This is a genomic window from Trinickia sp. Y13, from assembly GCF_029522115.1.
Taxonomy (GTDB): Bacteria; Pseudomonadota; Gammaproteobacteria; order Burkholderiales; family Burkholderiaceae; genus Trinickia.
Genome location: NZ_JAKWFK010000013.1, coordinates 29,194 through 39,861 on the forward strand (window position 1 = coordinate 29,194; position 10,668 = coordinate 39,861).

Below are 10,668 nucleotides of genomic sequence, written 5' to 3' on the forward strand. Positions count from 1 at the left end.
GAGCCATGCGGCTTAATAGCCGCCCTTCTTGCCGATACCGGCGAACGTGAAGTCGTACTGCAACGTGATGGGCCTGAACCACGGGCCCACGCCGGTTTCTTTGTCGACATGACGGCCAAACGCCATGTGGCCCGTTTGCATGGGCGGCTCGACGACGAGCGTCAAATGGTATTTGCCGGGACCGGCCAGCTTGACGTTATCGCCATAATGAGGGCCATCGTCGGCCACCATCGGCATCAAATCGCCCTTGATCGACTGCGCGCCACCCGCCTTCTTCAGTTCGTAGTGAACCTGCAGATAAGGCATCCAATCGCCTTCCGCAAAACCCGTGGGATTGTTCTTGACCGCGTGGATGTCGGCCTCGAGGTGGATGTCGGAATCCGACGCCTTGCGCATCATCCCTTCCGGATCCATCGTGACCGGCTGCAAGTAGACGGCGCCGATTTCCATGCCGCCCTGAACCTGGGGCTTGCCGATCGGATACTCGGCCGCCGACGCGACCATTGCGGCCAACGCCGCCACGACCGCCACGCCGCTCTTCATCCAGGTGGAACGCTGCATCGAAAACTCCTCTTTTCTTTAACTAACCGAAATATTCAACGACACCGCGCACCGCGCTTTGCCGAGAGCCGCCTAGCCGTTCGCAGCCGGCGCGCTCATGCGCCCGATTTCAGCCGAATCCCGAGCCGACGAACCGGGCCACGAGAAAGGACGAGGAACACGAACACAAACGCAAATGCGAACGATTATCAATCAGCGGCAAGTGTACACGAATGGCATCGTTAAGACAAAGCGACCCTTGCGCGCATGGGGTCGCCCCTGCCTCGTCCGCCAAATGGGTTAGCTCGCACCCGTGACCGAATCGCCCACGTTCGCGCCGAAGGCCCGCTCGCGCAGCACGGCCAGTTGATCGCGCGCGGCCGCGGCCTTTTCGAATTCTAAGTTCTTGGCGTGCTCCATCATCTGCTTTTCCAGCCGCTTGAGCTCCTTGGCCAGCTCCTTTTCCGACATATCCTCGAACTTCGCGCGCTGCTGCATTTCTTTCAGTTCGGCACGGGCATCGTCGGCGTTGTAGACACCGTCGATGATGTCTTTGATGCGTTTGACGACGCCGCGCGGGGTAATGCCCATGCGTTCGTTGTAGGCGATCTGCTTGGCGCGCCGCCGCTCCGTCTCGTCGATCGCGCGACGCATCGAATCGGTGATGCGATCGCCGTACAGAATCGCGGTGCCGTGGACGTTACGCGCGGCGCGACCGATCGTTTGTATCAGCGAGCGTTCTGCGCGCAGGAAACCTTCCTTGTCGGCGTCGAGGATCGCGACGAGCGAGACCTCCGGAATGTCGAGCCCCTCGCGCAACAAGTTGATGCCCACGAGCACGTCGAATGCGCCCAACCGCAAATCGCGGATGATTTCGACGCGCTCGACGGTATCGATGTCGCTATGCAAGTAGCGCACCTTCACGCCATGGTCGGCGAGAAACTCCGTCAACTGCTCGGCCATGCGCTTGGTCAAAACGGTGACGAGCACGCGTTCGTTGACCGCCACGCGCGCGTTGATCTCGCTCAGGACGTCGTCGACCTGCGACGTGGCCGGTCGCACCTGCACGAGCGGATCGACTAGGCCCGTCGGACGCACCACCTGCTCGACGACCTGCCCCGTCTGCTTTTTCTCGTAGTCGGCCGGCGTGGCGGAAACGAAGACGGCCTGGCGCATCTTGCGCTCGAACTCGTGGAACTTCAGCGGCCGATTGTCCAGCGCCGAAGGCAGCCGAAAGCCGTACTGCACGAGATTTTCCTTGCGCGAGCGATCGCCGTTGTACATGGCGTTCAGTTGCCCGATGAGCACGTGCGATTCGTCGAGCAACATCAACGCATCGGGCGGCAGGTAATCGACGAGCGTCGGCGGCGGCTCGCCGGGCGCGGCGCCGGAGAAATGGCGCGAATAGTTTTCGATGCCCTTGCAAAAGCCGAGCTCCTGCAACATTTCCAGATCGAAACGCGTGCGCTGCTCCAGACGCTGCGCTTCGACGAGCTTGCCTTCGCTATGAAAAAACTCGAGGCGCTCGCGCAGCTCCGCTTTGATGGTCTCGACGGCGCGCATGACGGTTTCGCGCGGCGTCACGTAGTGCGACGACGGGTACACCGTAAAGCGCGGGATCTTTTGCCGCACGCGCCCCGTCAGCGGATCGAACAACTGCAGCGACTCCACCTCGTCGTCGAACAGCTCGATGCGCAGCGCCATTTCGGCATGCTCGGCCGGAAACACGTCGATCGTATCGCCGCGCACCCGGAACGCGCCGCGCTGGAAATCGGCCTCGTTTCGGTTGTACTGCATCGCGATCAACCGCGCGATGACGTCGCGCTGACCGATCTTGTCGCCCGTGCGCAGGGTCAAGATCATCTGGTGGTACTCGCTTGGATTGCCGATACCGTAAATGGCAGACACCGTCGCTACGATCACCACGTCGCGCCGCTCCATCAAGCTCTTGGTGGCCGACAGCCGCATTTGCTCGATGTGCTCGTTGATCGACGAGTCTTTTTCGATGAACAAGTCGCGCTGCGGCACATACGCTTCCGGCTGGTAGTAGTCGTAGTACGAAACGAAGTACTCGACCGCATTGCGCGGAAAAAACTCGCGAAACTCCGAATAGAGCTGCGCGGCGAGCGTCTTGTTCGGCGCGAACACGATCGCGGGACGACCGAGCCGGGCGATGACGTTGGCCATCGTGAACGTCTTGCCCGAGCCCGTCACGCCAAGCAGGGTCTGATAGGACAAGCCGTCCTCGACGCCCTCGACGAGTTGTGCGATGGCGCTCGGCTGATCGCCGGCCGGCGGATAGGGCTGATAAAGATGAAACGGGGAACCCTCGAATTCGACGAACTTCGATTCGTCGAGGGCTTCGGCGGCATGCGGCTGAGCTTCGGACATGGGAAAGGCGCTTCCTTCGCCGACAAAAGAGCCATTTTAGCGTTTCGCGGGCGCACGAGCAGCGCCGCGTCCGCTCGCGCGCGCCCGCTCGACGCAAAAAGTGCACGGTCGTTCAGGGCGTTAGCAGCGTCTCAGCCTTCGAAAACACCCAAAAGCGGCGCCTGGATTGGTTACAATCTCATATTTAGCGCCCGCGAAACCGCCATCGTCGAGTCGACCCGTCGAGTGGATCGGCCTGCCCGGCGACACCGGCCGGACGAAAGCGGCGCACGCATCGGCCCGCCAGTTTCTTACTACCGTCATAGACACCATGTCCCTGTTCTCCGCTGTCGAACTCGCCCCCCGCGACCCGATCCTCGGCCTCAACGAGGCCTTCAACGCCGATACGCGCCCGACCAAAGTCAACCTGGGCGTGGGCGTCTATACGAACGAAGAAGGCAAGATCCCGCTGTTGCGCGCCGTGCGCGAGGCAGAGAAGGCGCGTATCGAGGCGGCGCTGCCGCGCGGCTACCTGCCCATCGAAGGTATTGCCGCCTACGACGCAGCCGTGCAGAAGTTGCTGCTCGGCGACGCGTCGCCGCTGATCGCCGCGGGTCGCGTCGTCACAGCGCAAGCGTTGGGCGGCACGGGCGCGCTCAAGATTGGCGCCGATTTCCTCAAGCGCCTGAACCCGGCCGCCAAAGTCGCGATCAGCGATCCGAGCTGGGAAAATCATCGCGCGTTGTTCGAAAGCGCAGGCTTCGAAGTGGTCGCTTATCCCTACTACGATGCGCAGACGCACGGTGTCAATTTCGAGGCGATGCTCGCCGCGCTCAACGGCTACGCCGCCGGCACGATCGTCGTGTTGCATGCCTGCTGCCATAACCCGACCGGCGTCGACCTGAGCGATGCGCAGTGGAAGCAAATCGTCGAAGTGGTCAAGGCGCGCAACCTCGTCCCGTTCCTCGACATCGCCTATCAAGGGTTCGGCGACGGCATCGACGCCGATGCCGCAGCCGTGCGGCTGTTCGCAGCAGCCGAATTGAACGTGTTCGTGTCGTCTTCGTTCTCGAAGTCGTTTTCGCTGTACGGCGAACGCGTCGGCGCCCTCACGATCATCACGGATAGCAAGGACGAAGGCGCACGCGTGCTCTCGCAACTGAAGCGCGTGATTCGCACGAACTACTCGAACCCGCCGACGCACGGCGGCGCGATCGTCGCAACGGTGCTCGGCACGCCGGCACTGCGCGCCACGTGGGAAGAAGAGCTCGGGCAAATGCGCGATCGCATCCGCGCGATGCGCAACGGCCTCGTCGAACGCCTCAAAGCCGCCGGCGTAACGCGCGATTTCGGCTTCGTCAACGCGCAGCGCGGCATGTTCTCGTACTCCGGCTTGACTTCGGCCCAAGTGGATCGCCTGCGCGAGGAATTCGGCATCTATGCGGTGGGCACGGGCCGCATCTGCGTGGCCGCGCTCAACACGCGCAACCTCGATGCAGTCGCCAACGCGATCGCCCATGTGCTGAAGTAAGGCTTCGCAACGCCGGTCAGCCGCGCTCGCGTGCCGTGCGTCGCATGGCCCCGGCGTTTGCGTGACCCCGGCTTGACGGCTGGACCCGACGATGGCGCCCTTTCACGGGCGCCATTTCGTTTTCGGTCACCGCAAATCGCGATGGATGTCGTGCGTGACGAACCCTGCGTCGTTCTGCGGCATCTCCAGCCAGCCCGGTTGCGCGAGGCTATCGCGAATGTCGCGCAAACCGCAACGCCAATGCTCGTGCATGGCCGACGCACCGAACTGATAGTCCTTGAAATTGCCGTCGAACTCCTTGTCGCGGTAAATCAGCTGAAACACGTTGTATCGATGCGACGACGACAGTTCCTGGGCGAGCCTGCACCACGGATCGTCTCGATGCTCGGGCGCCACCCGCGCAAGCACCTCGCGCAACACATGCCTGAAGCGCTGCGAGTGCTCCATCATGTCCGTCACCATCCGGGTGCGGCTCGAGTATTGGATGTCCTTCATTCGCCCCTGCACGTCCGTCAGGTTCGTGGGAACGGGACCGCGGGCGCTCCATAGATCCACCTGGAACGCGAGCGTATCGCGGCGGGGCGATGCCTGGACGACTTCGGAGAGCGGCGTATTGGACATGAGCCCCCCGTCCCAGTAAAACTCGCCCTCGATCTCCGTCGCGGCGAACCCCGGCGGCAACGATCCCGAGGCAATGAAATGCTCGGCCTTGAGCTTCTGATGCTGGTTGTCGAAGTAAGCAAAGTTGCCGGTGCCGACGTTGACCGCGGCGACCGACACGCGCGTCTCGCCCGAATTGATGCGATCGAAATCGCATAGACGCTCGAGCGTCGCTTTCAACGGCGCGGTGTCGTACCAACTGGCCGTGTCGGGCGAACTCGAAACGAACGGCAGCGGCGGCGGCATGCGCGGCACGAAGAACCCCTTTTGGCCGTCGACGATGGCGCTTAGCGCCTGCATCGTCGTGAAGGCCGTGCGCACGGGCGCCGCCGAGTCGAACAACGCGTGCTCGATCGCGCGGGGAATCGGCACGCCGTACGCAGGCTGGCACACCATCTCCCAGAAGGCCTTCAACTTCCCCACGCGATGCTCGGGCGCGTTGCCCGCGATGATCGCGGTGTTGATGGCCCCGATCGATATGCCGGCGACCCAATTGGGCACGATACCGGCTTCATGCAATCCCTCGTAGACGCCGGCTTGATAGGCGCCGAGCGCGCCGCCCCCTTGCAAGACGAGCGCAACCGTCTCGTAAGGAGGCAAGGCCACGGACGGCGCTACGCTCGCCGCTCGCACCGCCCTGGCGTGCCCGCCGGTATCGCTCGTCGAAGCAGCGGCGCTTGCGCGCACGCGTGTGGCTTTGCGCTCCCCCATGAGATCTCCTTATTGCATGCACCAGCCGTGCGAGACGATGAACGACTGCCCCGTCAGCGCGGCGCTCGGGAACGTGCAAAGGAACAGCACGGTCTGCGCGACATCTTCCACGGTGGTAAAGATGCCGTCCACCGTCTGGCCGAGCATGACGCGCTTCACCACGTCTTCTTCGCTGATCCCGAGCTCTTTCGCCTGCTCGGGAATTTGTTTGTCGACGAGCGGCGTGCGCACGAAACCGGGACATACGACGTGCGAGCGCACGTTGTGCGCCGCGCCTTCTTTCGCGAGCACGCGCGAGAGGCCGAGCAGCGCATGCTTGGCCGCGACGTAGGCCGACTTCAACGGCGACGCCTCATGCGAATGGACGGAACCCATGTAGATGACGATCCCGCCGCGATCGCCTTTATACATGTGCTTGAGCGCAGCCTTGGTGGTGAGAAAGGCCCCATCGACGTGGATCGCCTGCATTTTCTTCCAATCGGAGAAGCTGTAGCTCTCGATGGGGTTGACGATCTGAATGCCCGCGTTCGATACGAGGATGTCGACCGAACCGAACTGCGCGGCGACTTCGTCGATGCCGCTATTCACGGCTTCCTCGTTCGTCACATCCATGGCCACGCCCATGGCCTTGCCGCCGGCGGCGCGAATTTGGTCGGCCACCGCTTGCGCACCGGCCAGATTCAAATCGGCGATCGCCACGGCCGCACCCTGCGCCGCCAACGTGAGCGCGATTTCTTTGCCGATCCCGCTCGCGGCGCCCGTCACCACTGCGGCCTTACCGTTCAGACTCGTATTCAACGACGACATTCGTCACCCCTTAAGCATGCATGGACAATGACATCATGGCGCACGGCGTGCGACAAGCTAGCCGAACGTCATATGACCTTCGGCCGAATGGAGCAGCACGACCGACTTCGCTATTGTGCCCCATCGGCCGGCGTCAACGCGACTTGGCGCGAATGGGATTAAGCTCTGCGGGTCGACTTTTTAGGAGGCATACATGAATTACCGGCGACTCGGCCGTTCTGGCCTGCAAGTGAGCGAACTTTCTTTGGGCTCGTGGGTGACTTACGGCAATCAAGTTGATCGGCGCGCCGCGCGCGAATCGCTGGCGGCGGCGCGCGACGCGGGCGTGAATTTCTTCGATAACGCGGAAGTCTACGCGGGCGGCCAAGCCGAGGAGATCATGGGGCAAGCGCTCAAGGAACTGGCCTGGCCGCGCGTGAGCTACGTCATCTCCACGAAGTTCTACTGGGGCTTGCACGAGGCGCCCAACCAATATCACACGCTCAATCGCAAGTATCTGCATAACGCGATCGACGGTTCGCTGGCTCGCCTACAACTCGATTACGTCGACCTTGTGTTTTGCCATCGCGCCGATCCGCATACCCCGCTCGAAGAGACGGTTTGGGCAATGAGCGACATGATCGCTCGCGGCAAAGCGCTCTACTGGGGCACCTCCGAATGGAGCGCCGACGAGATTCGCGCCGCTTACGAGATTGCCGAGCGCCACCATCTGCACAAGCCGGTGATGGAACAACCGCAGTACAACTTGTTCTGCCGCAAGCGTGTCGAACAGGAATACAAGCGGCTCTATGAAGATATCGGGCTCGGCCTGACAACTTGGAGCCCGCTCGCGTCGGGCTTGTTGACCGGGAAGTATCGTTCGGGCGTGCCCGCGGGCAGCCGCGCGCAATTGGAGGGCTACGACTGGTTGCGCGCGCGCCTTATCGATGCCGACAAGAACGAACGCGTCGGCAAGCTCGAGCAGGTGGCGTACGAACTTGGCTGCAGCGTCGGGCAGTTGGCGATCGCGTGGGTGCTCAAGAATCCGCGCGTCAGCACGGTGATCACCGGCGCATCGAGAGTCGAGCAAATCGCGGAAAACATGAAAGCGGGCGACGTCGCAGCGCGCATCACGCCCGAGGTCGCGCAACGAATCGAGGAAATCGTCGCAGGCGTCGAGCCGTAGCGGCGCGCAAAGCGAGCCGGGCGCTGCCGTACAATACGCGCCCTGCCCGCGCGTTCGGAAGGCTCGAGCGCGCCGGCTCGCGGCTCGTTCCGCACGCATTGGCGCCGCGCAGCCGCCCTGAAGTTTTGACTCTTTCGCCCGTATGCTCAGCTACCGTCACGCGTTTCATGCCGGCAATCACGCCGATGTCCTCAAGCACGCCGTCCTCGTGCAGTTGCTGCGCTACTTAGGGCAGAAGGACAAGGCCTATTGGTACATCGACACGCACGCCGGTGCGGGCGTGTACTCGCTCGTCGAAGGTTACGCGACCAAAACCGCCGAGTTCGAAACGGGCATCGCCAAGCTCTGGCAGCGCTCGGATTTGCCCGAAGTGCTGGAAGATTACCTCGCGCAGATTCGCGCGCTGAACCCCGATGGGCAGTTGCGCTACTACCCCGGTTCGCCGTATCTGGCGTGGCGCTTGATGCGCGCCCAGGACCGGATGCGGCTTTTCGAACTCCACACGACCGAGATCGAGGTGCTGCGTCACAATTTTCGCGACGCCGGGCGCCGTGCAATGCTGTACGCCGGCGACGGCTTCGACGGCATCAAAGCGATCCTGCCTCCGCCGCCGCGGCGCGCGCTGGTGCTCGTCGATCCGTCGTTCGAGGATAAGCGCGACTACGCTCGCACGCTCGGCTGCATCGAGGAAAGCCTGAAGCGGTTCGCCACCGGCATGTACGCCATCTGGTATCCGCAGGTGACGCGCATCGAGTCGCAGCGATTCCCCGATCAGTTGAAAGCATTGCAACCGACCAACTGGCTGCATGTCACGCTGACGGTGAGCCGTCCGCCGTCGGACGGCTACGGGCTCTACGGCAGCGGCATGTTCATCGTGAACCCGCCCTATACGCTCGCGGCTCAGATGAAGAAGACCCTGCCCTACCTCGTCGATGCGCTGGGGCAAGACGACACGGCCCAATTCACGGTGGACTCGCGCGTTGCTTAATGGCGCTTAGCGGACCTGGTCAGCGCTTAGCGGCTCGATATAGCCAGGACGCGCCTGGCGTGCGCCGGCTCGATGGGTCCTACTGGCGGTAACCCGGCGCCATCCGATAGCGGGAACCGGTGGCCGGTGCGGCCCCGTTCGTGCCCGGCAGCGCGATATAGGGCGCGACGACGATCGGCGGTTGGCCGCTCGTCGAATCGAGTTCCGTGGGTGTGGGCAACTGCTGCGCCGGCACCATGGGCGCACGCGAGAACGGGGCGTTTTGCAGCACGACGCCGCTTCGTCCGTCGTGAATGCCCGTTTGCGAATCGAGCACCAACGGTTGGCCCTGGGCCAACGCATAGGAGGCGATCCCCATCAATGCGAGACATGCCGTCGTTCGAACGGCCGTACGTGAACGAGGTGAAGAAGAAAAGCCCATGGGGATCGTCCGCAAAAGTACGTCGTGGCATATGGCGAAAAACGCGCCACGAATGGTCGTACCTTAACGCGCTAGCTACGTCCGCGCTAGTCGCATCGATGCCGATGCAGTGGCGCCGCCACTACGCGGTGCGAACTTGCACGGCTGGGCCGATCTGCTCCGCATACGACAAAGCCTCGCCGAGCCAGCGAGGCTTTCAGATAACGTGCATCTTCGCGCGAAAAATGGGCGCGCTAGCGGCGGTCGTGCGCCGCAGGTACGGTCAGTTCGAGTAGCCGTTGATTTCGAGCGAGCGCAGGCGGTGCTCGAGATCGACGATGTCCGACGACGAAGCCAAATACGCTTCGCGGCGGGCGCGTTCGGCCGATTCAAACCAGTTGCTGAGCTTTTCGAGGATGTAGGCAAACATGATGTTCTCCAAGGGTCGGGTTATGTCCCCAGCGGATCGCGCATCAGGGATTTCCCGTAAAAGGGTTAACCCGGATTATAGAGATGTCGGCCGAAATTGCGAGTGAAATGCTTGAATAGTGTGCATTCCGCTTTGGAATGGTGCCCAGCCCGCACTACGCGTGTCATAAATGCACCATGGTTGTGCATTTCAAGCGAATAACCCGCTCACCCTTGTGGGCAATGGCTTTGCGCGTGATCGCCCGGCGCCTGATCGCTCGCCAAGCCCTCGAGAATGGGGCAGTCCGGGCGCGTATCGCCATGACAGTGCTGGGCTAGATGAGTCAGCGTGTCGCGCATTTCCGACAATTCCGCGATGCGGCGTTCGAGATCGGCCACGTGCTGGAGCGCAATCGCTTTCACCTCGGCGCTGGCGCGCGAGCGGTCTTGCCAGAGCGCCAACAGTTTGCGAATGTCGTCGATCGAGAACCCGAGGTGGCGCGCTTGACGAATGAACCGCAAGGTATGGACTTCCGGCTGGCCATAGACGCGATAGCCTGCATCGGTACGCCCCTTCGGGGCCAGCAAGTCGACGCTTTCGTAATAACGGATCATTTTTGCGGTCACGCCCGATTCGCGCGCCGCTTCTCCGATGTTCATGCTTCGCTCCGGTTGAATGCCCAAAGCGTATACCTTCCCATGGCGGGAAGGTATACGCTTCATCGGAACGGGCCGCTGTAAGCGCGGCATGGAGACTCGAACCACCTCGTTATCGTCCCAACCTTTTTGAAGGGGAAACCTTGCAATGATCGAATTTCAAGTGGAAGGCATGAGCTGTCAGCATTGCGTGAGCGCCGTAACCAAGGCGATTCGTGCACTGGACTCGGCCGCGCTCGTCGAAGTGAACCTCGAGAACGGCCGAGTGCGTGTCCAATCGCAGGCGAGCTCCGAGCGGATAGGCAGTGCGATCGTCGACGCCGGTTACGAGGTAAAGGGCAACCGGACGATCGTCGATGCATGATCGGCGGGGCTGATCGGTCCTCGCCGCAGTCCCCGAACCGCACGCGGCGGCTGCGGCGTATCGCCGC

At 62.5% G+C, this 10,668-nt stretch carries 11 protein-coding genes; 4 read left to right on the forward strand and 7 right to left on the reverse strand.

The annotated features are described in order from the left end of the window. Positions 1-12: 12 nt before the first annotated feature. Together MMB74_RS20825 and uvrB are read right to left on the reverse strand one after the other, a co-directional pair. Positions 13-561 carry an iron transporter gene (locus tag MMB74_RS20825; protein WP_277430552.1) on the reverse strand — a complete coding sequence of 183 codons (549 nt, stop codon included), beginning with the start codon at positions 559-561 and terminating at the stop codon, positions 13-15. Positions 562-840: 279 nt separating this feature from the next. Next, positions 841-2,931, reverse strand: a complete 2,091-nt coding sequence (uvrB, locus tag MMB74_RS20830; RefSeq protein ID WP_277430553.1) for an excinuclease ABC subunit UvrB — start codon at positions 2,929-2,931, stop codon at positions 841-843. A gap of 310 nt (positions 2,932-3,241) precedes the next feature. On the opposite strand from uvrB, the gene MMB74_RS20835 reads away from it, so the two are divergent. Then, a complete protein-coding gene (locus tag MMB74_RS20835) occupies positions 3,242-4,441 on the forward strand; it encodes an amino acid aminotransferase (protein ID WP_277430554.1) in 1,200 nt (399 codons plus the stop codon). 126 nt (positions 4,442-4,567) lie between these two features. On the opposite strand, the gene MMB74_RS20840 is transcribed toward MMB74_RS20835, so the two are convergent. Both MMB74_RS20840 and MMB74_RS20845 read right to left on the reverse strand, forming a co-directional pair. Then, positions 4,568-5,812, reverse strand: coding sequence for a patatin-like phospholipase family protein (locus MMB74_RS20840; protein WP_277430555.1), 1,245 nt, complete (start codon positions 5,810-5,812; stop codon positions 4,568-4,570). Positions 5,813-5,821: 9 nt separating this feature from the next. Next, the gene (locus tag MMB74_RS20845) at positions 5,822-6,619 is read right to left on the reverse strand and encodes a 3-hydroxybutyrate dehydrogenase (RefSeq protein ID WP_277430556.1); all 798 of its coding nucleotides are present in this window, start codon (positions 6,617-6,619) and stop codon (positions 5,822-5,824) included. Positions 6,620-6,812: 193 nt separating this feature from the next. On the opposite strand from MMB74_RS20845, the gene MMB74_RS20850 reads away from it, so the two are divergent. Both MMB74_RS20850 and MMB74_RS20855 read left to right on the forward strand, forming a co-directional pair. After that, on the forward strand, positions 6,813-7,784 hold the full coding sequence (locus tag MMB74_RS20850; RefSeq protein ID WP_277430557.1) for an aldo/keto reductase: 972 nt from the start codon (positions 6,813-6,815) through the stop codon (positions 7,782-7,784). A 142-nt stretch (positions 7,785-7,926) separates the two neighbouring features. Next, the gene (locus tag MMB74_RS20855; RefSeq protein ID WP_277430558.1) at positions 7,927-8,772 is read left to right on the forward strand and encodes a 23S rRNA (adenine(2030)-N(6))-methyltransferase RlmJ; all 846 of its coding nucleotides are present in this window, start codon (positions 7,927-7,929) and stop codon (positions 8,770-8,772) included. Positions 8,773-8,851: 79 nt separating this feature from the next. Here MMB74_RS20855 and MMB74_RS20860 read toward each other — a convergent pair whose 3' ends face one another. The 3 genes from MMB74_RS20860 to cueR all read right to left on the reverse strand — a co-directional run bounded on the left by MMB74_RS20860 (position 8,852) and on the right by cueR (position 10,240). Further along, on the reverse strand, positions 8,852-9,130 hold the full coding sequence (locus tag MMB74_RS20860) for a hypothetical protein (protein WP_325340050.1): 279 nt from the start codon (positions 9,128-9,130) through the stop codon (positions 8,852-8,854). Between the two features lie 325 nt (positions 9,131-9,455). Beyond that, the gene (locus tag MMB74_RS20865; protein WP_277430560.1) at positions 9,456-9,602 is read right to left on the reverse strand and encodes a DUF3563 family protein; all 147 of its coding nucleotides are present in this window, start codon (positions 9,600-9,602) and stop codon (positions 9,456-9,458) included. A 206-nt stretch (positions 9,603-9,808) separates the two neighbouring features. Then, complete coding sequence (gene cueR, locus MMB74_RS20870; protein WP_277430561.1) at positions 9,809-10,240, reverse strand: Cu(I)-responsive transcriptional regulator; 432 nt, start codon at positions 10,238-10,240, stop codon at positions 9,809-9,811. A gap of 145 nt (positions 10,241-10,385) precedes the next feature. Here cueR and MMB74_RS20875 point away from each other — a divergent pair, with 145 nt between their 5' ends. Next, positions 10,386-10,601: a copper ion binding protein gene (locus MMB74_RS20875; protein ID WP_277430562.1), complete on the forward strand. Its 216-nt coding sequence runs from the start codon at positions 10,386-10,388 to the stop codon at positions 10,599-10,601. The last annotated feature ends 67 nt before the right edge of the window (positions 10,602-10,668 follow it).